The organism is Mesorhizobium sp. M1252, assembly GCF_040318265.1.
In the GTDB taxonomy this organism is placed as follows: Bacteria; Pseudomonadota; Alphaproteobacteria; order Rhizobiales; family Rhizobiaceae; genus Mesorhizobium.
The window spans coordinates 170,573-195,043 of the sequence record NZ_JAMYLX010000005.1; the positions used below are offsets into that span (position 1 = coordinate 170,573).

Consider the following 24,471-nt stretch of genomic DNA (forward strand, 5'->3'; position numbering starts at 1 on the left):
GCCGGCGGGCTTTTTTGTGCGGACGGGAACATCCTCGCTCCAAGGGTGTTTTGTCACACCCGGCTCGTTCTTCATCGGTCGTGCCGGTGACCAAGATGTCCCCTCATTCATCATGGTCGGCCCGCGCAGCCTTGACCGCACGCGCGGGCCATCCCATCACAAGGCCCGCTGGCTCACGCTGGCGGGTTTTTCCGCGTCCATGCGCCGACACTCATCTTCGCATGCCTGTCACAACGAGCCAGGCGGATTCCAGTATCCGCACGCGGCGAGGAGGACTTGCGACATGCCTCGCTGCGGGATTTTCGCGATGAGTCTACCTGGCTCCCGCTGAACGCCATGGCCTGACCACCGGGCGCGTTGGACGACCTTCAAGTCGAAAAAGCCCGCGGCAATCGCACCTTAGGCGAAGAGGCTTTGCTTTGTTGATGCAGTTGTCATCGCATCAATCGTGGGTAGCAACGCGGTTGTTGCGTGTTGTTGGAGAGATGGGGTTTCCCGAAAAGAATGAACATGCGCAGACAAAAGAAGCGAGCAGGATGGCCGTGAGTACATCTGCCAAATATCTATTACCTCATATGCGCTCGCTCCTCGGAAGGCGATCCCGCCACCCTCTCGACAGTGAAGATGGCGGGATCTCAACCGGCGACAAGGGACTTCGATCGACGGTGGGTTTCCAATTCGGCGTCCGGCTGCGTGTTCCGCCGTTCGGGCTTCTTCCAACCGCAATCAGACGCAAGTCCTATCCCATAAGACTGATGGCCAAATTCGGAACATCCGCTGAAGCATTGCGTTCGGCAGCGTGAAACCCCAAGGCAAAGGATGACTAATCATGTCGAATTGCGAGACTGCAAAATCACATTCGTTAGGAAATCGCGTGGCTGATCTCACAGCCAAGATGCGTGAAGCGCAGATTGACGCGGGTGAAATGATGGCCTTCCACAAGGTTGCAACTATGTTGGAGGACAGCCAAGGACGTATCAATGGCGACGACTTGATCGCCGCATCCTTCGTTCTGCTGGAAGACCGAGCGCCCGAGTGACCTTGCGTTGGTCGGCTTCGATCGTTCCTCGATCAGCAATGCGAAGCCTTTTTTGTCACGGCTGGCGTCTCGCGGGACTGCGGGAATAGCTCAAGCCTAAAGGGTGCTGGCCGGGCGCCTAACAGCCAAGAGACACCGCTTCGGGATCGGCCGCCACGCGCCCGCTTTGTCCGAGGGAGGGCATTCCCTTTGAAGACAGCTACGGCGTGTCCTCGCTATCAGTGCCATGCATGCTGGAGCCATGCATGAAGGACTGGATCTCGTTCACATCGATCTTGCCATCACCATTCTCGTCAACGCTACTGAACATCCTGCCCACCGCGCGTTGAACCTCGTCCTCGGACACCGATCCGTCGCCATCGGTGTCCAACAGCCCGAACATCAGTCGCATGCCGGCACCGCGCATCATCTGATGATGCCAGCGTCCAGCCATTCTGTGTCCACGATCGCGGTCACCGTGGTTCTGCCAACGGTCGCCATCTTCATCGTGGCGGTCAGCATCCTCGTTGCGATCGCCTTGATAGTTGCGACTATCTTCCTCGCGGAAACCCTCTTCGGAACCGCGATCCTGCTGCAGTCGGTCACGGACAGCTTGCTCAACCATCTGGCGGATCATTTCGCGTGTTGGTCCATCCGCTTGTCCGGTCGCATCCGGCAACTGTCCGGCGGTCGGCGGTTCGGTTGCCGGAGCGGGTGCAGGTTTCGAGGGTGATGGTGTTCCGCTTGTCTGGGCGAGTGCGGGGGAGGTCAGGGCAATGAAAACGGCGGCCGCGGCCGTCGTGCTGTGTGGAAATCTCATGGCATACTCCATCAGTGCTTTCGCTTGAAGGCCAAACTGGAGCTCGATGTGATTGTTCCCCGAAGGGATCAGGTCACGGCGAAGTTACTGAGGCATGCCCCCGTCTGAGGTAGATCAGGGTCTTCGCCAGGGAATAATTCGGCTCCTCTTCCCTAGGCACAAGAGGAACCGGCGCCCATTTTTGCGGGCAATGAACGTTGGACATTCGGCCTCGCCAATTTTCTGCCAGTCGATCATACCGACGCACCAATTCCCTCTGCGTCCTCTCCTTTCGTGGGACGGAAGCCGTTTCGACCGCACGCCGTCAATCGCGAATCCCGCGTCCATATGCTGCGCGGCCATGATGCATATTTTTTATGTCACGGACCTCTGTCCGTCTGGACACCATGTTAGCCAGCGCTAAATCAGAGCAATGCGACGCCTCCTGCTGGGACTTACAGTTTTTCTCTTTTGGACCACGTTGCTTCAGGCCGAGGCGTGGCAGCCCTTCGGCGTCCGACAGCTTGGCTTTAGTTTCGATATTCCTCCGAATTTCGTCCTGACCCAGAATTCGGAGCAGGGCGCGGCTTTTCAGGGCCCAAGAGACGCGTTTCTGGTCGTTTGGGGCGCGCGACTGGGCAAAGCAAGTTTTCGCGCCGAGATCGAACATCGCATGATCGAGGACGAAAAGGCCGGTTGGCGACTGACCTATCGGCGCCTAGCCCCGAAATGGGCCAGCTACTCCGGGGTCAAGAATGGCGAGATTCGCTACGTCCGTGCAATTATGGTCTGCAACCAGCGTGCCGCGCTTTTCACAATGAATTATCGGAAATCCGAAAAGAAACCGTATGACCCTGTTGTTGTGCGCATGGTCCGGTCCCTGAGAGCGGAAGGATGTTAGCCAGCAAAGAGCGAGGTTGCCGTACTGTGCTTCCCTCGGCTAAGGGCCAGTGGTCAACCCGGCTCCCCAATAGCCTCGCCCAGTCACATGAAAGCAGGCACCGGCAGATATGCAGCCGAACGTTCTCACGCTGGCTCAGCCGCTCAAAGCCCATCACCGAAAAGCTGCTTAGTGCGGTCGCCAGCTAGAGCTACCACTGAGCCATTCCCGCTGCGGCTGGGTAGCGCCTCAGTTCCGTACGCGTTCATACCAAGAACGGGCGGGGCGAACGTCCTGATAGAGCTACGGCTGTAGAAGCGCGCCGCCAAACTGCGCCCACAAGCGCTCGCACTCTCTCGCCCTTAGGCTCGGGGTACCGGGCGCGCCATAGAAGACCATGGCGCCGCGAATGTCGTATCCAAGCACCGAGGCGTTGGCCACGAACTGGATGGCTCTTCCCAAGCTGGTGATGCCGATGTCGACCTCAGCTTTGTTGGTGAGGTCGACCACGCCTACTATTTCCGCATTGGCGCTCCTGCCCGCCAAAACGGCCGTCGACATCGCATCATGCACGGCAAGAAGCATTTCGGTGAGTTGCCCGGTGGAAGGGCTCTACAAACGCTTAAATGTCAGGTTTGTTCCCAACTGGCCTTGGCGGCTTTCCGACTACCAAGACTGGGTCACGCGGCCTCTCATGTGCGCGAAGTTGACATCGTCTGCTGGACCGAACGGTCAGGCCGACGAGCCCAGTTCCTCTCAGCATCAAGCAGTTCATTCTGCCCAATCAAGCCGTTCATAAACAGCCTGAGTATGTGCGCAGCTATGCGCTCTCCGTTCTGCGAAGCAAGAGGTAGGGCGCGCTCTTTGCAGACCGTGTGACAAACCTGGGCGAGCATCTCAATGTCGCTTGGCCCCAAAAACCGACCCGGATACAACATACCGTTTTCCTGTTGGAGAGTTGGAATGGCTATCCATTACGCAGGGTCACCGGTAGCCACAATCAACTATGATAGTGAGATGTCGAGTCCGGTGGAAAAAACAGTGAGGTCACAAAAGTGGTCGCGCTTGTCTCCGATTGGCAGACGGGTCGACGCTACACCGACCAGCGCTACCGCACCCGCTTCATCGACGCGGCTTTGCAAAGGCCTATGACCAGTTCGCTACCAGCTGCCGGACCGCCCAGGCGAGCATGCCGCCGGCCCTCCCGAAGCGCGATGTCGTGGATGAGGCAGCCTTTTCCCTATACATCCAGCTGTTACGCTGCGCATCTGCTTCGGTTCGAAAACTCGCCGCGAGCCTGGCGTGCTCGCGTGTCCGGGCCGAAACAGCCCACATGTTGATAACGACATCGATGAGGCTGCCGCCGACCTCGTTGGCATAGGATGCTTCCCGGCATGGGCATCGACCAATGCCCCGGGCCGACCAGCACGAACCTGCGGGGGCTTTCCCGGAACAAAGCGTCGACGATCCGGTTCGGCAGGGAAGCGGCCAAAATTCATGCCTTCGGAGATGCCGAGGCAGATGACAGATGAAAGGGAAGCTGAAGATGACGAAGTCTCGCGACCGCACCGTTCCCGGCGACGGCAAGATCGAAACCGGCCCGAACACATCTCCGCAACAGGATCCGGCAGAGGGGTCGCGCGACACAATCGATCGCGAACTCGAGCGGACAGACGACGATAATAATTCCGACGAAGCGGAACGCTTGCGCCGAGACCTGCGGAAAGGGGTGGCGGAAGAGACCGAGCTTCCCGAACGCGGCTCGGCCTGAGGATCGCCGGAACCTGGCCAAGGTAAGAGACATGGAAGGCTCGACGCCTGGTCGGATCGCTGCTTGCTTCGTGCCTTTAACGCACCGGCCACACAACCCATGCGCGGCGGTGACCCAGGAGACGGCGAGAACGGCCGCGCGACGGTCCACTCTGTTCCAGCAAACTCGGCTCGCCGAGAGCAACCACCTCTGGCGTTAGGGCCTGACGAGATGCCACCTGTCCAGGTCGCATGGCGCCAGGGTTCGGAAATCTCTATCAGGCTGCGCCGGCCTCCTGGCTGCGCTGCGAGCGGGCACGGTCGCGGGCTGCGGCAGTGCCTCCGGGAAAGCCGCTTCGATCACTGTAGTCGCGTGGCTTGGTCCCGCTCCGAGAGTGGCTCGCGGTCACGCTTTTCGCAGCGATGATGTCGAGCAATGTGATGCCGGCGACCATGGCAAGCGCAAGGCCTACATTATCGCGCTTTGGGTTGCCAGGCCGATACGCTGTCAGCAATGTCGCGATATCCAGGCCGTCGCCGGCCACCCGGCTCCACAGCCCGGCTTGCTTGTCCACTGAAAGCGAGAGTATGCCGCTGCTTATTTCCCGCGCCCCATAAGCGCGGATCAGATCTTCCTTGCCGCGCATGCCGAGCGCGCCGGCAATCCGCTCGGCGCCAACCAACTCGGCGACGCCAAGCGCGATGCTGAACCAGCCGAGCTTGCGGGCAAGGCCATCGGAGGCCCCGACCGCACTCTGCCCAGTCTTCAGCACTTTGGGATCGCCAGGCGATCGGGTGATGTTGGTAAGTTTGGCAATCACGTTCATGACGATTTCCCTACGGTTTCAGTACAACCTTGATGCAGCTGTCCTGCTTGTCGCGAAACACCTTGTACATCTCGGGTCCCTGCTCGAGCCCCACGGTATGGGTGATGACGAAGGATGGGTCGATCTGGCCATCTTCGATGCGGCGCAACAGATCCTCGGTCCAACGGTTGACATGGGTCTGCCCCATTCGGAAGGTGAGCCCCTTGTTCATTGCCTGTCCCATCGGAATCTTGTCGACCAGCCCGCTGTAGACGCCGGGGATCGAGATCACGCCGGCCGGCCGGCAGACATAGATCATCTCACGCAAAACGTGCGGTCGATCATTTTCCATCAGCATCAACTGCTTTGCGCGATCGTACACGGTATCGGGCTGGGCCAGCGAGACGTGGCTTTCCATGCCGACGCAATCGATGCACTTCTCCGGGCCCTTTCCGCCGGTGAGTTCCCGCAGTCGTTCGACGACACTTTCCTCGGCGAAATTGATGGCGATGGCGCCGCCGGCCGCGGCCATGGAAAGCCGTTCCGGCAGGCAATCGATCGCCACCACCTGTTTCGCGCCGAGCAGCAGGGCGCTGCGTATGGCCATCTGCCCGACTGGGCCGCAGCCCCACACCGCAACCGTATCGGTAGGCTCAATGTCGCACTGTGCCGCCGCCTGCCAGCCGGTAGGAAAAATATCGCCGAGGAAGAGAACCTGCTCGTCGGTAAGGCTGTCAGGCACCTTTACGTGCGTGGCATCGGCAAACGGCACACGCATGTATTCCGCCTGTCCCCCGGGATAGCCGCCGGTCAAATGAGTGTAGCCGAACAGACCCGCGGTGGTGTGCCCGAACACCTTGTCACCGAGATTCTTCTTGCGGTTTGTGCGTTCGCAAACCGAAAAGTTCTGTCGCTTGCACTGGTCGCACTCACCGCAGATTATGGTGAACGGCACGACGATGCGGTCTCCCTCCTTCAGAGCGCCGTTGACGCCCTTGCCGACCTCGACGACCTCTCCCATCATCTCGTGGCCCATGATGTCGCCGGGCAGCATGGCTGGCACATAGTTGTGGTAGAGGTGAAGGTCGGAGCCGCATATGGCACAACTCGTCACCTTGATGATCGCGTCACGTTCATCCTCAATTTCCGGATCCGAAACCTGATCGCAGCGTATGTCTTCCTTGCCGTGCCAGACCAACGCTCGCATAGCTTGCTCCTATTTTCGCAAGATCTGTGGGTAGGGACCTCGCGCCTGTCCTAAGCGGGCCGATGCCTGGTTGGATCGACTGTGCCGCTGCTTGTCGAACCACAGGGGCGGACCGATGTTCCGGGAGCTCGAGAGAATTTTTGGGCCATGCCAGACCCGCACCTTGGAAGGATCTGTCGCGGGCACCAGCGGCCTTCCCCGGGGCGCGTCGGGCACGAGCCGCTGGAGCCCGACCCACGAATGGACGTACTCAAGTGTACCAAAGAAGGTCCGTCCGCAGGTGTCCCTTCGCGGCGATCGACACCTCATCTGCTCGATTCTCGCGGCCATAACCGGCATTCTCTTCCTCGCCCTCACAGGTCGGCGGAGGCGCTCAAGGGTCAGCGCTGTGTGACCGGAGCAGGTAGGAGATGCCGCTCACCGGCGGGCGCGCAGCCCGACCCGACGCGATCGACATGGGGTGGATGGGCGCCATCGCGCCGGCGACTCTAGCGGAGTATTTCGCAGAAATACAATGATTAGCGGGCAGGGCGGACTGCTAGCCGTGCGCAGCGATGAACATGGCGACGGCCGACCGGCAATAGGATTCGATTTCGTTGTCGTCCGCCGCTCTCGCCTCATCGAAGCGTGCGATAATCAAAAGATCGGATCCTTTGAAAAGCGCGGCAAACAAGCGGGCGGACCGGAGAGGATCGGGCACGTTCAGAACCGCCTTCGCGTGCAACTGACGCAACAGGACCTCGATTTGGGCGATGACATGGGCGGGGCCGGCTTCGAAATGGAGCTTGCTTAACGACCTTGGATTCGTCTGGTCGGCCATGACCATGGCTTCGACACTGCGGACGTCTGATCTCAACAGTGTCCGAAGCAGGGATGATCCCACCGCCATGAGCTGATCTTCGACCGAACCGCCGACGCCTTCAAGAAGGGCCAGTGGCGCAAACAACTGATGGCAGCCGGCCGAGATGGCCGCGCTGAACAGCGCCTCCTTGTTCTCGAAATGCCGATAGATGCTGAGCTTGGATATCTTCGCCCGCTGGGCGACCTTGTCCAATGTGGTCGCTTGAAAACCCAATTCCACAAAGAGTTCGGACGCAGCGTCGAGTATCGTTTGGCCAAGCGCCTCGTTGGCGGGCCGGCCGCGCCGGCCTTGGCTATTTTCGGTCACGACAATTCCAGTCCTTGACAGTATCCAAATTCTCGGATTACGATACCATGTAGTTTCTGAAATGCGCAAGCCGATGGGTAGCTTTCAACCAGGTCCAACCAGCCCCTCATCCACAACACGGAGCCCATCATGGATGACGTCATCATCATCGGCGGCAGCTTTGCCGGTCTCGCCGGCGCCCTGCAACTCGGCCGTGCCCGCCGTAAGGTCACCGTTCTCGATACCGGCCTGCCGCGCAACCGCTTCGCCGGCCACTCGCATGGCCTGCTCGGCCACGATCACAAGCCACCGCTGGACATCCTGGCCGAGGCGCGGCGGCAGCTGGCGCGCTATCCCACGATCAAGCTGGTCAATGCCCGGGCCGACAGCCTCTCCGGGGCCATCGACGATTTCTCCGTCCTCACTGGCGATGGCGGAAGCCTCGGCGCGCGCCGGCTGATCCTGAGCTATGGCGTCGCCGACCAGATGCCTGATGTTCCGGGCTTTGCCGAAGGTTGGGGCACGTCCATCGTGCCCTGCCCCTATTGCGACGGCTTTGAAGTCGCCGGCCAGCATTGGGGCCTCGTCTGGTCCGGCCCACAGTCGATGAATCAGGTCAGGCTGTTCCACGATTGGACCGACAGGTTGACGGTCTTCGCTGATGGTCACGACATTCCGCCCGATATCCGGGCCGGTCTGGCGCGCCGCAACATACCTGTCGTCGACGGCCGGATCAGCGAGATCGCCCATCACGGGGGGCATAACGCCACCGTCAAGTTCGATACCGGCCCCAAGGTCGCGGTCGACATCCTGTTCGCGCATCCGCGCAACAAGCCGTCCGCAAGCCTGCATGAATCACTGGGCCTCGCCACGGTCGATACGCCCCTCGGCGTAATCCTCAAGGTCGACGAGCGCCGCGAAACCAGCATGCCCGGCATCTACGCCGCGGGCGACCTCGCCAACCCCCTCACGCCGCCATCGGTCACCCTGGCAATATCGCACGGCGCGACGGCTGGGATCTCCGCCCAGCAGTCGATGCTGGTTTGAGAGCGCAGATTCCCTTCTCCGGGTGCTGCGGGCTATCATATTCTGAAGGCGAGGTTACGGAACGCCGGCCCGCTCTCCCCTGAGGGGCATCTCTGGCCGGTTGGCTTTGAGAACTCAACTGCGCCGCCGGCATGACGGCGATCGCCGACATCGGTTATCAAGCTCAATCACGCTGGAAAGCATGAACCACGTCGACGTCGACATCGACGGCGGGCTTACGGTATGGGGACCGGTGGCGGGAGATTCGCCACCGCTGTCGGTACCCGATGCTGCGACGCTACTTTGCAGAACGGTCGCGTCCAGCAGCGCTTCTGGCGGCAGTCTCAGGCGGCCACGACGCGGGCCAGCAGTGACGAGGCCTCGGTACCAGCCAAGCCAAGGTCACGGACGCTGCTCATGTGATTGGCCCCGCCAAGGGTCGTGCGCGAAACAGTCAGTCCCTGCTTGTCAAGGTGGTCCGTGAAGAGTGCGGCCTGGCTGTGGAACGGCGGCGTTTCATCGGCGCCGACCAAGATATCTACGCCCACGGATGGATCGAAACTGTGATTGATCGGCGAGAATCGGCCGGCCTCCTCGTCGGTGATCGCGATCTCGGCGGCAAGGAACGACATCTGCAATGGCTTTAGGTCGTAAAGGCCGCCAAGCAGCAGCGCAGCTTTGATGCCGGAAGGCCGCTCGTCACCGTCGAAAAGCATTGTTGCTAGATGCGCACCGGCGGAATGACCGCTAACGGTCAGCAGGCCGGGATTGCCGCCATGGTGTGCGACATTGTCAAATACCCACCGCTTGGCGCGGCGCACCTGGTCGACGATCCTGGCCATCCTGACGGTCGGCATCAGCGCGTAGTCGACAATGACCGCGATCGCACCTGCGTTCGTAACGGTCTCGGCGACGTAGGAATAGTCGCGCTTGGAGAACATGCGCCAATAGCCCCCGTGGATGAACATGTGCACCGGCAGGCGGTCCCGTTTGCCCTCGGGAAAGAACAGATCCCTGGTTTCGGTGGCGTCAGCCCCGTAGGCGACATCGGCGACCATGGGAACGTTCGCCCTGGTCTCCTCGCTTCTGCGAACGATCTCGGCGACGATGTCATCGAACTCGACCACATGATCGCGAATGCGAAACGGATCTTTGGCGTGATGTCCGCTCACAGGGTCACGGCGATGTACTTGGCCTCCATGAACTCGGCAACGCCGTGCTTCTGACCGCCTTCGCGGCCTAGCCCGCTCTGCTTGACACCTCCGAAAGGCGCCGCCGGATCCGACATCAGGCCGCGGTTGAGCGCGATCATGCCGGACTCGATCTTCGATGCCACGCGCATCCCCCGGCCCAGGTCGCGCGTATAGATGTAGGCAGCGAGACCGTATTCGGTGTCATTGGCTTTGGAGATGACATCCGCCTCGCTTTCGAAGCGACTGATCGGCGCCACGGGACCGAAGATCTCCTCGTGAGCCATGGCAACGTCGGCCGGCACGTCCTTGAGCACCGTTGGCGGATAGAAAAAGCCTCTTCCTTCAGATACGCCGCCACCACACAGGATTTTGGCGCCGCGGGCAACGGCGTCCTGCACAAGCCGGTCGATCTTGTGCACAGCCTTCCTGGTGATCATCGGCCCGCATTCTGTGTCTGAGTCTGTGCCCGGGCCCACGTTGAGTGCCGCCATGCGTTTGCTCAAGCCTTCCGCGAAGGCATCATGGATGCCGGCCTGGACGTAAAGCCGGTTGGCGGCCGTGCAGGCTTCGCCGGCGTTGCGCATCTTGGCAACCATCGCACCGTCAAGGGCGGCTTCCAGGTCGGCGTCGTCGAAGACGATGAAGGGTGCGTTGCCGCCAAGCTCCATGGAACAGGAGATGACGTGTTTCGCGGCTTCGGCCAGCAGCACGCGGCCGACGCCGGTCGAGCCGGTGAAGGACAGCTTTCGCACGCGCGGATCGGCCAGCATGGCCGCCGTCACCGGCCCGGGGGTCGAGGTCGTCAGCACGTTGACGACGCCGGGCGGCACGCCGGCCTCCTCGTAGAGCGCCGCAAGCGCATAGGCCGTCAGCGGCGTCTCGCTGGCGGGCTTCAGGATCACCGTACAGCCGGCCGCCAGCGCCGGGGCGATTTTACGTGTCGCCATGGCAGCTGGGAAATTCCATGGCGTGATGAGCACGCAAATGCCGATGGGCTGGTAGTCGACAATGATTCGGTTCGCGCCCGAGGGTGCAAGGCCGAACTCGCCGCTGATGCGGACCGCCTCCTCGGCGTTCCAGCGAAAGAACTCCGCCGCATAGGCGACTTCGCCGCGCGCATCGCGCAGCGCCTTGCCGTTCTCCAACGAGATCAGCGCGGCCAACGTCTCCATCCGTTCGGTCATCAGTTCGAAGCAGCGCCGCAGGATTTCCGATCGCCTGCGTGGCGGGGTCTCGCGCCAGCCGGCCGCCGCCTTTGCGGCCGCGTCGACGGCGGAGGTGGCGTCGGCGAGCGTGGCGTCGGGAACCGCAGCGATCACGGCTTCGGTCGAGGGATCGACCACTTCGATCACGCGACCCTCCGATGAAGGCCGCCAGCGTCCGCCAATGTAGAGACCGTGCGAGACCGTGGCGTAGTCGAACATATCTTGATCCTCGTCGGATATGCCTGCGGCAATGTTCATTGGATGAACTCCTGGTCGGTCACATCATGGTGGCGGACATGTCGCCGTCATAGGCAGCCCTGACCAGCTGTCGCATCGCGGCAAGGTCGAACGGGCGGGGATTGTTCTTGATCAACCGGTCGATGCCCAGCGCCTGCTCAGCCGTCCAGTCGATCTTGTCTTCGGGAAGACCCAGTTCGGCCAATGTCGGTGTGATGCCGATGGCGCCAAACAGCCGGCTCACCTCACGGATGGTGGCGTGCGCCAAGGCATCGGCGCCGCCGCCCTGAAGGGAAAGGCCAAGAGCAGTGCCGACTTCCGCAATCTCCGCGGCTGCTGCGGCCAGATTGTAGGTCATCACATAGGGCAGCATCGTGGCCACTCCCAGGCCATGCGGGGTGTGGGTAAGCGCGCCAACGGGATACTGCACCGCATGGGCGGCGGCCGTTCCCGCCGTACCGAAGGCGCAACCGGCGGCCAGCGCTCCCATCATGACGTCGGCGCGCGCATCCTCGTCCGATCCGTCGCGATATGCCTTTTCGAGACTGCGGCCGAGCAGCCTGATGGCCAGAAGCGCGAAATGGTCGGTCAGAGCGCTCTTGCCGATGAACACGTGCTGTTGCGGCAAATGAGGGTCGACGCCGCGTTTGGCCGCTGTATAGGCCTCGATTGCGTGCGTCAGCGCGTCGGCGCCGGCGATCGCCGTCAAGGACGGTGGACAGGTCACCGTCAGATCCGGATCGCAAAGCGCCACTGCCGCGATGAGATGCGGACTGGCGATACCCACTTTCAGCGTCCGATCCGGGTCGGAGATCACGGCGACGGGGGTCACCTCGGAGCCTGTTCCAGCCGTCGTCGGCACTGCGATTACCGGAAGGGTAGGGCCGGGTACCTTGAACTCGCCATAGTAGTCCTCGAGCTTGCCGCCGTGGCTGAGCAGAAGTGCAGCGCATTTGGCCATGTCGAGGCAACTGCCGCCCCCGATGCCGATCACCATGTCCGGCTTGAAATCCTTCGCTTGCGCAATGCAGGCGGCGACGCTGTCGCGCGGCACATCCGGCAGCGTTCGGTCGAAGACCAGCGCCTCGATCGCCGCGTTGTGCAAGCCAGCCAGAATCTCGGCGAACTGCGACGTCGCCGCGAAGCGCTCATCGGTACAGACGAACGCACGCCGCCCATGTCTGGCGGCAATGGCAGGCAGGACATGGCGCTGGCCTTTGCCAAACAGAATCTCGCTCGGCAGGCGCGCCGCTGCAAACAAGCTCATGCACAAAATCCTGCGAAGACGGATTGGAAGCCGACAGGCTTGGCTTCGTGCCAGAGGCCGACCTCGGCGCTGCAGGTCATGATCATGCGATATCCTCATAAAATCGTATAGGATATAGGATTGAGTTTCGCGGAGCATCATGTTAGTGGGTGGTTCTGTCAAGAGGCAAACGATGCAGAACACGGACCTGACGGTTGACAATGAAGCCCGTGCGACCGGTCGTATTCAGCGCGCCAACAGTCTGGCTGGCGACGTTTACGAAGCAATCTTCGCGCAGCTCATGTCTTTGAGGATTGCTCCGGGATCGCGCATCACCGTCGACAATCTCGTCAAGGAATTCAACGTCTCGCATACCCCCATTCGTGAAGCGCTTGGCAGGCTGGAGGGGGAAGGGCTGGTTCTGAAAACCCACCTGATCGGCTATCGCGCCGCCCCGCAAATCACCCGCCGGCGCTTCGACGAGCTTTACGAGCTGCGTCTATTGCTTGAACCTGCCGCCGCGGCCAAAGCCACCGCAACAATGGACGGCGAGCGCCTTGCCGCGCTGCAGGAGACGGCCGGCGTCATGGCTCGGCGGGTGGGGAAAGACGAACGCCTGCGCTATTCGAACTTCGCCCGTCAGGATGCGATCTTCCACGACAAGATCGTCGAGTTCGCCCAGAACGAACTCATTCGCGAGACGCTGAATCACCAGCATACCCACTTCCATATCTTCCGCCTGATGTATCACTCCAGGGTGACCGAAGAGGCGCTCGACGAGCACGAGGCTATTCTCGCTGCCTTTGCCGCGGGCGATCCGGACGCCGCCGAAAAAGCCATGCGTGCGCACATCGAAAATTCGCGGGACAGGCTCCTGCCTGCGTTCGAGTAGCCTGGCGATGTTGCTTGCCCGAGGCACCCTCAAGCGCGGCGCGCCGCTGTTCGCCCAGCCTGCCGCCTACGAATTCTACTCCCCGTTCTGAGCCGATTTCGATACCGGGAAGGAGGCGCAGTGCACCTCGCCCCTGAAACAAGCCGAGAGGAAAAGACATGCCAGCCAAAAAAATCCTGATGCTGACCGGTGATTTCACCGAGGAGTATGAAATCTTCGTCTATCAGCAGGCGATGGAAGCGGTGGGACACACCGTTCATGTCGTGTGCCCCGACAAAAGCGCCGGAGACATGATCAAGACATCGCTGCACGATTTCGAGGGCGATCAGACCTACACCGAAAAGCCCGGCCACAACGCGCTGATCAACAAGACCTTTGCCGACGCCGAGAAGCAGCTGAGCCAGTACGACGCTGTCTATTGCGCCGGCGGTCGTGGCCCCGAATACATCCGCACCGACAAGCGGATACAGGCAATGGTGCGCCATTTCCACGAGGCGAAAAAGCCGATCTTCACGATCTGCCATGGCGTCCAGATTCTGATCGCGGTCGACGGCGTCGTGCGCGGCAAGAAGGTGGCGGCGCTCGCCGCTTGCGAGCCGGAGGTGACGCTTGCCGGCGGCACTTATATCGATTTGTCTCCCACCGACGCCTATGTCGATGGGACCATGGTTTCAGCCAAAGGCTGGACCGCGCTTGCGGCGTTCATCCGTGAATGCCTGAAGGTGCTGGGAACGGAAATCCACCATTCTTGAACCGTTTGTCCCGGCGCATCCCTCAGGGATGCGCCGGCTCCCTCAACGGCGCGGCGACTTCCGTCATTTCAACAAGTTCAGATCAGGAACCTGCGGCAGGTGTGCTCCAGAACCTTGTCGCTATCATCACCTCGGACGCCTTCAAGGCGCTGCCCGCATCGCGTTCGTGCACCAGCGCGCCATCCTCGTTGAGCTTTCCCAGCTTGGCGAGTGCCAACCCGAGTTGATCGACCCAATGGGGAGGTCGACATGAAGTCGGCGCCGGGGAGTTGTCAGGGCTTCACGAACCGAAACGCGAAGCGATCGGTCTCGCCCTTGATCGTGGGATCGAACACCTTGATCGAGTGCGGGTCATCCTTGTTCGCGAGCACGGTGCTTTCCGCGTCCAGTACGAAGCCGGCCGCCTCCACCTCCTCGCGGACGAATGCAGGGTCGATCCGATGCAACGACCGGGTGTCGCTCGTGCCCGACCCCGCGGCAGCGGCGTGGTCAACGATGACGTAGGACCCACCGGGTTTCAGCCGCTTGTAGACAGCTCGATTGAAGTCGGCGGCCGTCGCACCCTTCTTCTGGACCAGGGCGGTGTGAAGATCGTGGTAAAACAGGTGCAGCCATAGGACATCGGCTGCCTGCGTGACCTCCGGCATCGCGACGAGGTCCGCCGAGGCGGCTTCGACGTTCTCTCGGCCCGGCTCCTTCGCGAGCGTCCGCATGAGGCCGACCGGATCGTTCTTGAAGTGGGCGACTTCGGCCGGCACGAAGCTGTAGACCCGCCCCTCTGATCCGACGATGTCGGAGAACAGGCGCGTCCAGTCTCCGTCGCCAGGGTAGACGTCGATCACGGTGGAGCCCGCCTCGATTCGTGCGAACCGGATTAACTCGGATACCTTGGATTGGTCGTACATCGAAATCTCCTTAGGAGTGGATATTCTTCTCGGTGCTCATAGTGATTTCTCATTTTGCTCGGATCGGATCGCGCTTGATCCGATCCGAGCTCCGATCACGTGCGTCGTCTCTTTGCGGGTGGGGACGTCGTGCTCGTCAGTCGAACTTGACCAGGTCCTCAAAGATCAGATGACCCCAGCTGTTTCCGCGCGCCTGGACCAGCAGGCCACCTTCCGACACCCCGCCAAGCTTGATCGGCGCGAAACCGAGATTTTCCGCAAGCTCCCCAATCTGTGTTGCGGCAGCGTCATCGTCGCTTGCCAGGAACACGACCCTCCGGCCACCATGTACGGCCGGATCCTGATCAAGCACCGGGGCGACCAGATGGTTGAAGCCCTTGACCAGTTTTGCGCCAGAGAAGGTCTGCGCGATGAACTTGGAAGAAGGTTGTCCTCCCAGTTCCTCAGGGGGCACGCCATAGGCATTGGTCACATCGATGATCGTCTTCCCCTGCCATGTGGGGAGCGCCTTCGCGACATTCGGGTGCGCCTCGAAGCGGACAGCCAAAAAGATGATGTCCGCCTTGATGGCTTCCGCCAGTTTTTTGGGGATGATCGTGGGTCCGATCGCGGCCGCATCGGCGGCAAAGCTTTCCGGGTCGCGTGTGGTTGCAACGGAAACTTCGATGCCGTTTCGGGCAAACGCCTTGGCAAGGGCCTGTCCGATATTGCCGAATCCTACGATTGCATAGTTCATAGCACTTCTCCGATCTGGTGCTAATGCCAGGCTCAGACTTGCGCCATGCCTCCATCGACGGCGAGATCCACGCCGGTGACGAAAGAACTTTCATCGGAGGCGAGGAACGTTACGGCAGCAGCGATTTCCTCTGGTTTGCCCCTGCGACCCATTGGGATCTGTGACGCAAACTGGGCGGCCGCTTGCTCGGCTTGCTCAGGGGTAAGGCCAGTCGTTGTCTCCAAGGCCGGCGTCTCGATTGGTCCGGGACTCATTGCATTGACGCGGATTTTGCGGTCTTTGAATTCCAGTGTCCAAGCGCGCGCGAAGTTGCGTACAGCCGCCTTGCTCGCGGCGTAGGTACTAAACCCTGGAAGCCCCAACACGTTCGACACTGAAGAATTCAGGATGATCGAACCGCCGTCTTTGAACAGGGGAAGGGCCTTCTGCACCGTAAAGAACAGACCCTTCACGTTCACATCGAAGGTCTGATCAAAATGTGCCTCGGTAGCGACGGCGAGCGGTGCGATCGTCCCCGCGCCGGCGTTGGCGAAGAGAATGTCGATATGACCATATTTCTCCTTCACGACGGCATAGAGGCGATCCAGATCTTCCAGGAGCGACACGTCACCCACGACCGTCGTAACGTTTTTCATGATGAAGGCTGCGGCCTCCTTCAGCTCCTTCTCTCTTCGCCCGGTAATCACGACGTGCGCTCCTTCTTCTACGAAGCGCTTGGCTGTGGCCAATCCGATCCCGCTGCTTCCGCCCGTGATGACTGCGATCTTGCCTTCGAGTTTTTTCATAATTCTTTGTCTTTCGTTGCGCACGGGCTAGGTACGGACCGCGCTGGGGGTCAGAGTTGAGCCAGGCCGCCGTCGACGGCGACCTCGCTGGCAGTCATGAAGCTGCTGTCCGGCGACGCGAGAAAGGCGGCCACGGCCCCGATCTCCGCCGGATCGGCCATGCGCTGGAGCGGAGTCATCGCGCCGTAGGCCTTCTGGCCTTCCTCGCCCAACGCCTCCTTCGCGAGTTCGGTCGCCGTCGCCCCGGGCGACAACACGTTTACCCGGATGCCGGTGCCCTTCAGGTCCTCCGCCCAGGTCCGCGCCAGGTTGCGCACTGCCGCCTTGCTCGCGCTATAGGCAGTGAACCCCGGAGCGCCCGTGGTGCCGGCGCTCGAGCCGGTCAGGATGATCGAACCGCCCTGGCTCATCAGCGGCAGCGCCTTCTGGACCGTGAAGATCGTACCCTTCACATTAGTGTCGAAGGTTTCGTCAATGTGCCTGGCGGTGATCTGCCCGAGCGGAAGCGGACTTCCCGCCCCGGCATTGGCGAAGAGGATATCGAGGCTTCCGCGCTCGGCCTTCACCGCAGCGTAGAGTCGGTCGAGGTCGGCCTCATCCGAGACCGAGCCCTTAACCGCGCGGGCACTAGGCCCAAGGTCAGCCACGGCGACGTTGAGCGCTTCCTGCCGGCGGCCGAAGATGAAGACGAAGGCGCCCTCCTCGATAAAGCGCTTGGCTGCGGCGCGGCCGATGCCCGTAGCGCCGCCAGTTATCACAGCGGTCTTTCCATTCAGTCTGTTCATGTCATGCATCCTTTGTTTCGCCGTCTCGTATCTTTGGCTGTACGGGAAAGTCCCGCGAGAGCCTCAAGATGGGTTCGCCGAAGTCGGGCGGTGAGTGCGCAATCGCGCACATCGCTGGTGCGAAAACGATCCAGCTAGATGATTGAACGCCGCGGCGACCGCACGAACTACGGCTGATCGTGTTAGTATGGGCTTTGCAAGCCGCACTTCGCTGCGCAGGAATGCACCATGATCGACTGGGATGACGTTCGCTACTTTCTTGCCGCCGCGCGCGTAGGCTCGGTGCGTGCTGCCGCCGCACACCTCGGTGTGAACCACTCGACCGTGCTGCGACGCATCGCTCAGCTCGAGGAACGCCTCGGGGCGCAGATGTTCGAAAAGCTGCCTTCCGGCTACCGCCTGACGGCTGCGGGCGAAGAGGTCCTCGATCTCGCGACCCAGATGGAAGCGTCGTCGCACCAGCTGGAGACGCGAGTCTTCGGTCGTGACCAGAGCGCGCGCGGGCTTTTGCGGGTGACGCTTCCACCGTTCCTCGCCACACACCTGCTCATGCCGGATCTCGCCGACTTCGCGCGTTTGCATCGCGACATCGAGATGGAAATCTTGTCGTCCGGTGAGCTGGCAAATCTGACCAACCGAGAGGCCGACGTCGCGATCCGCATTGTCGCCGACCGCAAGACCCTGCCGCTCAATCTTCACGGCCTGAAGGGACCGGAGCTGTTCAGCGGCGTCTACATGTCTCGCGATCGACTAGCCGCGTGGCGTGCGGGCACGCCTGATCCCATCCGGTGGATAGGCATAGACAATCATGGAATTCCGGACTGGGCGCGCGAGGGAGAAGTTCACGTCACGGGAGTACCGTTCAGGACACCTGACGCCGAGACGCAGATCATCGCGGCGCACCAGGGGATTGGGATAACGAAACTGCCGTGCTTCGTCGGAGATGCCGACCCCCTGCTGGTGAGGGTGCCGGGGATCGACGTGCCCATGCATGGGACACTGTGGCTTCTCACGCAAGGCGAGACACGCAAGACGAAGCGGGTGCGGCTCTTCACGGAGTTCGTATCCCGCAGGCTCGCCGCGTACGCTCCGCTTCTCTCGGGGCTGTCCATATCGCGCGACTGACGCCCGGCAGGTCCCCCGGCAACGCTTCCCGCATCCGGGTGGAAGCCTAGCTGCGATCGCCTGAAGCGGCGTGTTCAATCCGCGAATCCAGTGGGAGTAGGAAACGGCGGCAGTAGCGTAGAGGTACCAGCCTAAGCTCGACCTCTTCCCACACCATGATCAGACAACGATGCCACCGTCTTCAGCGCGCCATCGAGCATGTCGCCTTTCTCGTCTTTCAGCGCAGCTTCGCGCAACCGTCTGATCCAGTCGGCAGCGTCATCGCGGCCCTTGAGCAGATCGAGCGCCGACAGCACGCGATCGAATTTGGACTGGGCGCGGACGTGGGTGTCGCTGTAGCCCTTGATCAGCCGGCGGCAGTTCAGGATTTCGACGGCGAGCGCGTAATCCTGGGGCACATATCCAATTGCCAATGCATACCACCGCTCCAGATGCGCCGTCTCGACCTTGTGGCGCAACAGGCGCCGTCGCCAGCGGCGCAGGCCGCCGATGAACCAGAGGACCGCAAAGCCGGCAAAGCTGTCGGTGCGAATGCGCCGGCCATGGTTGATGCGACGATCAAGGAAAGCAGCGAGTTTCGGCCGGCTCTCAATGTAGTTGCCCAGCCCCGCCGGCAAGGTGCCGCAGAACTCCTCGATGCGCGGATGGAAATACTCGGTCACCTGCAGGATGGAGCCGTTCTTGACGCCCACCTCCTTGCGCACCCGCCGGTCACGCGTCGAACGTGTCTTGAGATCGGCGACGCGGATCATGTCGTCGTAGCACAGCGCGTTGGCCAGATGCTTGGCGGCAACGATGGACAATGCATGGGCATGACCGGGATCATCAAGCGCAACGGCCTTGTCCAACCGGTCGAGATAGTCGCGGCCATAGGCGATGTCCTGGTAGTCGACGACCTTTCTCAGGCCTCGAAGCGCCATGTCGCGCACCGCCGCGGGCATCAGGTCGATGCGGGCGGCCAGCGCCTGCCAACCCTGCAGCAGGTTCTGCGGACCGCTCACGCGCCCTGCACCCGGAGCGGGTTCGACCGTGGCCGGTTCTGCCGGCTCTGGCGCGGGGACCGTCGTACCGCGCGCGCGGTCGTAGGCGACGGCGAAGGCAGCGAGGCTGGCTTTCACGCCCCGGCCGCCGGCGCCGATCGCTTGCTCAAAGCTTTCACGGGTGAACGGCAATGCGTCGGAGCCTGCCAGCGCGCCAAGGAGGCTGGCGGAAATCATCGAGCCATTGTCGGCGGCGATCTTTTCCATGTCGAAGGCGATGAAGCGTTTCGATGCAGCTTCCGCCGTCGCGTGTACCTTCGAAGACGAGGCCCGGCCGTCACCCGGCTCGATCTTTTCCGACACCGCGGCAATGCGATGCGAAGAAGCAATGAGCGTGGTGCGATCGGGCGTGACGAAGCCCCTGATGATGGCGCGGCCGGCTTCCATCAGCTCGGCGGCGATCAATATGTCGACATCGCCTTGCGAAGGCGAAAGGGCAAAGACCGGCAGCCGGCCGGTGTCGCGGGCCATCTCGACGTAATAGATCGTAGCGCCGGTGCGCTGGGCGACGCCGGCGACGGAGGTCGATTGCGCGACGTAACCATTGCGCTCGGCGACATCGGTGATCCAGTCGGCGAGCACACCGCCGCCCTGGCCACCGACCGCGAGCAAAGCGAGTTTGATCACCGGCTCGGTATCGGCGGCACCGGATTTCGGGCGCAAGGGCGAAGCCTGGTCAAGCATCGGCGAACGTCAACCTACGGCTCTCGCGGCGGCGCTGCATCAGGCCGATCACGGCGCGGCGAGCGCTTTCCAGGAAACGGTCCCAGCGGCCCGGATTGTGCACGACATCGGCGCGGTAGAAGGATGGGCACAGCACGGCGGCGTCCGCCACCTCCCCGCAATTGCCGCAGCCGACGCAGCTCTGGTCGATCGATGCCACCGGATCGTCACGCAAGGGATCGTCGAGCGATTTCACCGACAGCGACGGGCAGCCGGACAGCCGCATGCAGGCGTGGTCGCCGGTGCAGATGTCCTCGTCGACGCCGAATTTCGGCTTGACGACACGGGTCCCTCCCTTGATCGCCTTGTCGACCAGCGGCTTTTCGCGACGCTGGCGGTTGAGCATGCATTCGGAAGAGGCGACGATGACCTTTGGTCCCTTTTCCTCCGTCGTCAGCGCCTCGCGCAGCGTGTCCTGCATCTTGCCGACATCGTAGGTGCGGTCGATGTGGCGCAGCCATTTGACGCCCATGCCCTTCACCGCTTCGGTGATCGGATGCTTGGTCGACTTGGTCTTGTTGCCCGCACGCGACGACAGGATGTCCTGCCCACCGGTGGCGGCGGAGTAAAAATTGTCGACGATGACGATGACGCCGTCATTCTTGTTGAACACCGCGTTGCCGATCGAGGAGGTCAGGCCGTTGTGCCAGAAGCCGCCATCGCCGACGAAGGAGATCGACCTCCGTTTGGCGTCGGGCGAATTGAAGGCTGAAGCCGAGGCCGGCCCGAGCCCGTAACCCATGGTGGTGGCGCCAAGCTCGAAGGGCGGCATGATCGAGAACAAATGGCAGCCGATGTCGGAGGCGATGTGGTGCTTGCCGAGTTCCTGCTCGACCAGCTTTGTCGCGGCAAAGATCGGCCGCTCCGGGCAACCGATGCAGAAGCCCGGCGGACGGCCCGGCACGACATTGATCAGGTCGGCGGTGTCGACGCCGTCGCCGACCTTGTTGGGCGCGCGCACCTCGCCCGGCAAGAGATGCGAGGCCTCGGCGCGCAGGAAGGCGCCGATGCCGTCGAGCATGACCTGGCCGGTGTATTCGCCGGCCATCGGCAGATACTCCTTGCCGACCAGCCTGGTACCGCGCCCGGCCTTGTGCAGCATGGCGGCAAAGCCTTGCTCGATGTAGTTGGGCTGGCCCTCCTCGACCACGAGCACCGCCTGCTTGCCTTCGCAGAAAGACAGGAACTCATCGTCTATCAGGGGATAGACGGCGTTGAGCACATAGAGCGGCACATCCGTCTCGCCGTAGGTGTCGGCAAGGCCGAGACGCTGCAAGGCGCGGATGACCGAATTGTACATGCCGCCCTGCATGACGATGCCGACCGAACCGTGATCCGAGCCGAAGAATTCGTTGATCTTGTTCCTCGCGATGAAATCGACAGCCGCCGGCCAGCGTTTTTGCACCTTCTCCTTCTCGTGCAGGAAGGAGGCGGGTGGCAGCACGATGCGGCCGGTGTCGCGGCGCGGCGCGTCGAGCGCATCGGCCACCGTCATCGGCGGGCGCTTGTTGTCCTTGGCGATGAAATGGCCGTGGACGTGGCAGCAGCGGATGCGCACCTGCAGCATCACCGGCGTATTGGACGCCTCGGATAGCTCGAAGCCATCCTCGACCGCCTTGACGATCGAAGGCAGGTTCGGGCGCGGGTCGAGCAGCCAGACCTGGCTTTTCATGGCGAAGGCATGGCTGCGCTCCTGCATGATCGAGGAACCCTCGCCATAATCCTCGCCGACGATGATCAGCGCGCCGCCGGTAACGCCACCGGAGGCAAGGTTGGCGAGCGCGTCGGACGCGACATTGGTGCCGACAGTCGACTTGAAGGTAGCCGCGCCACGGATCGGATAATGCACCGAGGCAGCGAGCATGGCGGTGGCGGTGGCTTCCGAGGCGCTCGCCTCGAAATGCACCCCGAGTTCGCCCAGAATGTCCTGTGCGTCGGCCAGCACGTCCATCAGATGGCTGATCGGCGCGCCCTGGTATCCGCCGACATAGCCGACGCCGCATTGCAGCAGCGCCTTGGTGATGGCGAGAATGCCTTCGCCGGCAAATTCCTCGCCAGCGCCGAGCCTGAGTTTTTCGACTTCCTTGGCAAAAGACCGTTCGGCCATTTTTCCAACCTTCCGTTGCCGCCGAAACTTGGCAGCGCGTACATCTAGATTTCGTGCTTGCGAATGTTCTTGAGCATCTTCAAGAGCGTCGCGATCAGTGCTGCATATTCGGCATCGTCAATATCGTCGAACATTGCCTCGAAGGCGTCATGCATAGCCGGCCAGGCGCGGGTGAACTCTGCGCGGCCCTCATCGGTGAGGAAGACATGGCGGATGCGGCTGTCGGTGACGCCTTGCTCGCGTCGCACAAAGCCTTGTCCCTCCAGCGTGTCGAGCGTGCGGCTCAAGGTCGACTGCTCTATGACGGTGTAGACCGAGAGGTCGTTGACGGTGACGCCGTCGGTGACCGACAGCACGGCCAGCGTGCGGACCTGCGGAATAGTCAGGCCCTGCTTGCGGAAATCGTCACGCAAGGTGGCGTTGTAGCGGCCCATGATGCGGTTCATCAGATAGGGCGCGAATTGCTGCAGGCCGATCTGGCCGAGGGTCGAAATGCGCTGGCGCCTTTCCGCGACCTTCTGCTCCATCACAGCCTCCCCGCCAGCAGAAAGCCGGAGCCGCCGCCGAGGCCTGCACCCGGATGGGTGGAGGCGCCGATATGGTAGAGGTTCTTGATGCCGGTCTGGTGGTTGCGGCTGGTCTTGAATGGGCGCCACAGGAACGACTGGTCGATGGTCGAGGACCCGCCATAAGGATCACCGCCGACCAGATTGATGTTCATCGCTTCCAGATCGGCCGGCGAATAGGCGCGGCGCGCAATCACGCTGCCCTTGAAGCCATCGATGTGGCTGGCGAGAATGGTTTCGACGCGGTCGGCGTAGGCTTCACGCAGCGCCTCGGTCCATTGTCCGTCAGCCGGTGCATGCAGCGTGCCTGCGGCGTCGCCCTTGATGTGCCTGGGCGCCTCGGGCAGTTGCAGCCACAGGATCGCCTTGCCCTCCGGGCAGCGCGACGGATCGAGCGCATGCGGCTGGCCGACGCAGATGGTCGGCACTTCGGGCAGCATGCCGCGCGCCGCCTCGTTGCAGGCTTTCGAGACGCCATCGAGCCCCGGCGTCAGGTGCAACAATGCCACCTGGTCCAGGCCAGCACCGCGCCATGCCGGCGGCTTGTTCAGCGCATAGTGAATCTGGAAATTGCCTTTGCCGTAGCGATATTTCTGTGTCGCTTCGACATCGGCCTTGGGAGCCTCGCTGCCGAGCAACCGGTGGTAAAGCTGCGTCGGCGTGACCGAACAGATGACGCTCTTGTTTGCTGTAATCGTTTCGCCCGAGGCGAGCCGTACGCCGGTCGCGCGGCCACCGCTCTGGACGATCGAGGCGACATCGGCGACGGTACGGATGTCGCCACCACGTTCCCTTATCAGAGCTTCGAAGGCGGTGAGCAGGGTCTTCGCTCCACCCTTGACGATCGGCGCCCCGGCCGCTTCCAGCGCGAAGGCAATGACCTTGGCGATCTGCCCTGAGAAGGCGTCTTCCGGTCCGAGCCCGGCGTGCAGCACCCAGGGCGCCCACAGCGCGCGGATTGTCTCGGACCGATAGTTGCTTTCCAGCCAGCTGCGCGCCGGCACCAGTGCTTCGCCGAGAAAGGCGGCAAGGCCGCGTGGGCTGCGCCGCCAGGCATCGCCGGCCAGCAGTTTCGCCGTCGGATAGGACCACAGGCTGCCGCCGAGCAGGCCGAACAACAGGCCGGCATTGCGCTCGATGCCGCTGACATCGTCCGCATACCGGTCGCCATCGTCGGCGGCAATCGCATTGATTGCCGCGACATTGGCGGCGCGGTTGGTGGTGAGCACTGCATGACTGCCGTCCGGCCGCAGCACGCCGGTTGGCGTGCCGGTGTGGCAGAACTCCAACCCATGCCGCGCGAGGTCGCCGCCCAATGCCGCAAAGGCCGGCGAGGTGATGAACAGCACGAAGGTGGTTGCCATCACGTCATGGATGAAGCCGGGTGCGGTGATCTCCTCGGTACGCATGCAACCGCCGATGCGGTTGTTGCGTTCGAGGATGAGCACCTTCGCGCCCTTGCCGCCGAGCATCGCCGCGCAGACCAGCGCGTTGATGCCGCTGCCAACGATGATGTGATCCGGCTGGCTCACCGTGGCGTGC

The 24,471-nt window shown here is 62.1% G+C and carries 23 protein-coding genes; 7 read left to right on the plus strand and 16 right to left on the minus strand.

The features are described from left to right. Positions 1-874: 874 nt before the first annotated feature. Positions 875-1,039 (plus strand): hypothetical protein, encoded by a 165-nt coding sequence (locus NKH22_RS12540; RefSeq protein ID WP_023667766.1) that lies wholly within the window; start codon positions 875-877, stop codon positions 1,037-1,039. A gap of 199 nt (positions 1,040-1,238) precedes the next feature. Here the strand turns inward: NKH22_RS12540 and NKH22_RS12545 are convergent, their stop codons facing one another. Then, a complete protein-coding gene (locus NKH22_RS12545; RefSeq protein WP_245260530.1) occupies positions 1,239-1,850 on the minus strand; it encodes an EF-hand domain-containing protein in 612 nt (203 codons plus the stop codon). A 400-nt stretch (positions 1,851-2,250) separates the two neighbouring features. Here NKH22_RS12545 and NKH22_RS12550 point away from each other — a divergent pair, with 400 nt between their 5' ends. After that, positions 2,251-2,718: a hypothetical protein gene (locus tag NKH22_RS12550; protein ID WP_023667769.1), complete on the plus strand. Its 468-nt coding sequence runs from the start codon at positions 2,251-2,253 to the stop codon at positions 2,716-2,718. A gap of 282 nt (positions 2,719-3,000) precedes the next feature. On the opposite strand, the gene NKH22_RS12555 is transcribed toward NKH22_RS12550, so the two are convergent. Continuing rightward, a complete protein-coding gene (locus tag NKH22_RS12555; RefSeq protein WP_245260390.1) occupies positions 3,001-3,258 on the minus strand; it encodes a hypothetical protein in 258 nt (85 codons plus the stop codon). Between the two features lie 985 nt (positions 3,259-4,243). On the opposite strand from NKH22_RS12555, the gene NKH22_RS12560 reads away from it, so the two are divergent. Further along, complete coding sequence (locus tag NKH22_RS12560; protein ID WP_155921549.1) at positions 4,244-4,468, plus strand: hypothetical protein; 225 nt, start codon at positions 4,244-4,246, stop codon at positions 4,466-4,468. Between the two features lie 256 nt (positions 4,469-4,724). Here the strand turns inward: NKH22_RS12560 and NKH22_RS12565 are convergent, their stop codons facing one another. The 3 genes from NKH22_RS12565 to NKH22_RS12575 form a co-directional block, all read right to left on the minus strand. Beyond that, on the minus strand, positions 4,725-5,273 hold the full coding sequence (locus NKH22_RS12565) for a hypothetical protein (RefSeq protein ID WP_023820877.1): 549 nt from the start codon (positions 5,271-5,273) through the stop codon (positions 4,725-4,727). A 10-nt stretch (positions 5,274-5,283) separates the two neighbouring features. Further along, on the minus strand, positions 5,284-6,459 hold the full coding sequence (locus NKH22_RS12570) for a zinc-dependent alcohol dehydrogenase (protein WP_023682758.1): 1,176 nt from the start codon (positions 6,457-6,459) through the stop codon (positions 5,284-5,286). Between the two features lie 538 nt (positions 6,460-6,997). Next, the gene (locus NKH22_RS12575; protein ID WP_023704689.1) at positions 6,998-7,627 is read right to left on the minus strand and encodes a TetR/AcrR family transcriptional regulator; all 630 of its coding nucleotides are present in this window, start codon (positions 7,625-7,627) and stop codon (positions 6,998-7,000) included. Positions 7,628-7,756: 129 nt separating this feature from the next. Between NKH22_RS12575 and NKH22_RS12580 the strand changes: the two genes are divergently transcribed. Beyond that, complete coding sequence (locus NKH22_RS12580; protein ID WP_023820878.1) at positions 7,757-8,653, plus strand: NAD(P)/FAD-dependent oxidoreductase; 897 nt, start codon at positions 7,757-7,759, stop codon at positions 8,651-8,653. A 323-nt stretch (positions 8,654-8,976) separates the two neighbouring features. Here the strand turns inward: NKH22_RS12580 and NKH22_RS12585 are convergent, their stop codons facing one another. The 3 genes from NKH22_RS12585 to NKH22_RS12595 all read right to left on the minus strand — a co-directional run bounded on the left by NKH22_RS12585 (position 8,977) and on the right by NKH22_RS12595 (position 12,534). After that, positions 8,977-9,690: an alpha/beta hydrolase gene (locus tag NKH22_RS12585; RefSeq protein ID WP_245260531.1), complete on the minus strand. Its 714-nt coding sequence runs from the start codon at positions 9,688-9,690 to the stop codon at positions 8,977-8,979. A gap of 110 nt (positions 9,691-9,800) precedes the next feature. Next, positions 9,801-11,249 (minus strand): NAD-dependent succinate-semialdehyde dehydrogenase, encoded by a 1,449-nt coding sequence (locus tag NKH22_RS12590; protein ID WP_245260543.1) that lies wholly within the window; start codon positions 11,247-11,249, stop codon positions 9,801-9,803. Positions 11,250-11,307: 58 nt separating this feature from the next. Continuing rightward, positions 11,308-12,534: an iron-containing alcohol dehydrogenase gene (locus NKH22_RS12595; RefSeq protein WP_023820881.1), complete on the minus strand. Its 1,227-nt coding sequence runs from the start codon at positions 12,532-12,534 to the stop codon at positions 11,308-11,310. Between the two features lie 172 nt (positions 12,535-12,706). Here NKH22_RS12595 and NKH22_RS12600 point away from each other — a divergent pair, with 172 nt between their 5' ends. Together NKH22_RS12600 and NKH22_RS12605 are read left to right on the plus strand one after the other, a co-directional pair. Beyond that, complete coding sequence (locus tag NKH22_RS12600; RefSeq protein WP_023704694.1) at positions 12,707-13,405, plus strand: GntR family transcriptional regulator; 699 nt, start codon at positions 12,707-12,709, stop codon at positions 13,403-13,405. Positions 13,406-13,563: 158 nt separating this feature from the next. Next, a complete protein-coding gene (locus NKH22_RS12605; RefSeq protein WP_023667783.1) occupies positions 13,564-14,157 on the plus strand; it encodes a DJ-1/PfpI family protein in 594 nt (197 codons plus the stop codon). 272 nt (positions 14,158-14,429) lie between these two features. Here the strand turns inward: NKH22_RS12605 and NKH22_RS12610 are convergent, their stop codons facing one another. The 4 genes from NKH22_RS12610 to NKH22_RS12625 form a co-directional block, all read right to left on the minus strand. Further along, positions 14,430-15,062, minus strand: coding sequence for a class I SAM-dependent methyltransferase (locus NKH22_RS12610; protein ID WP_023820884.1), 633 nt, complete (start codon positions 15,060-15,062; stop codon positions 14,430-14,432). A gap of 136 nt (positions 15,063-15,198) precedes the next feature. After that, entirely contained in the window at positions 15,199-15,798 is a 600-nt protein-coding gene (locus tag NKH22_RS12615) for an NADPH-dependent F420 reductase (protein WP_023820885.1), read from the minus strand. A 32-nt stretch (positions 15,799-15,830) separates the two neighbouring features. Next, complete coding sequence (locus NKH22_RS12620) at positions 15,831-16,583, minus strand: SDR family NAD(P)-dependent oxidoreductase (protein WP_023820886.1); 753 nt, start codon at positions 16,581-16,583, stop codon at positions 15,831-15,833. A 50-nt stretch (positions 16,584-16,633) separates the two neighbouring features. After that, a complete protein-coding gene (locus NKH22_RS12625; protein WP_023820887.1) occupies positions 16,634-17,368 on the minus strand; it encodes an SDR family NAD(P)-dependent oxidoreductase in 735 nt (244 codons plus the stop codon). A 228-nt stretch (positions 17,369-17,596) separates the two neighbouring features. On the opposite strand from NKH22_RS12625, the gene NKH22_RS12630 reads away from it, so the two are divergent. Further along, on the plus strand, positions 17,597-18,493 hold the full coding sequence (locus NKH22_RS12630; protein ID WP_023667788.1) for a LysR family transcriptional regulator: 897 nt from the start codon (positions 17,597-17,599) through the stop codon (positions 18,491-18,493). A 131-nt stretch (positions 18,494-18,624) separates the two neighbouring features. Here the strand turns inward: NKH22_RS12630 and NKH22_RS12635 are convergent, their stop codons facing one another. The 4 genes from NKH22_RS12635 to NKH22_RS12650 are packed head-to-tail and all read right to left on the minus strand — an operon-like array spanning position 18,625 to position 24,461. Then, positions 18,625-20,217, minus strand: a complete 1,593-nt coding sequence (locus NKH22_RS12635; protein ID WP_023820888.1) for an indolepyruvate oxidoreductase subunit beta family protein — start codon at positions 20,215-20,217, stop codon at positions 18,625-18,627. Next, positions 20,210-22,363 carry a thiamine pyrophosphate-dependent enzyme gene (locus NKH22_RS12640; RefSeq protein WP_023820889.1) on the minus strand — a complete coding sequence of 718 codons (2,154 nt, stop codon included), beginning with the start codon at positions 22,361-22,363 and terminating at the stop codon, positions 20,210-20,212. The genes NKH22_RS12635 and NKH22_RS12640 overlap by 8 nt, the downstream gene beginning before the upstream one ends. Before the next feature lie 44 nt (positions 22,364-22,407). After that, positions 22,408-22,890, minus strand: coding sequence for a MarR family winged helix-turn-helix transcriptional regulator (locus NKH22_RS12645; RefSeq protein WP_023820890.1), 483 nt, complete (start codon positions 22,888-22,890; stop codon positions 22,408-22,410). Next, positions 22,890-24,461, minus strand: a complete 1,572-nt coding sequence (locus NKH22_RS12650; protein ID WP_023820891.1) for a phytoene desaturase family protein — start codon at positions 24,459-24,461, stop codon at positions 22,890-22,892. The genes NKH22_RS12645 and NKH22_RS12650 overlap by 1 nt, the downstream gene beginning before the upstream one ends. Between the last annotated feature and the right edge of the window lie 10 nt (positions 24,462-24,471).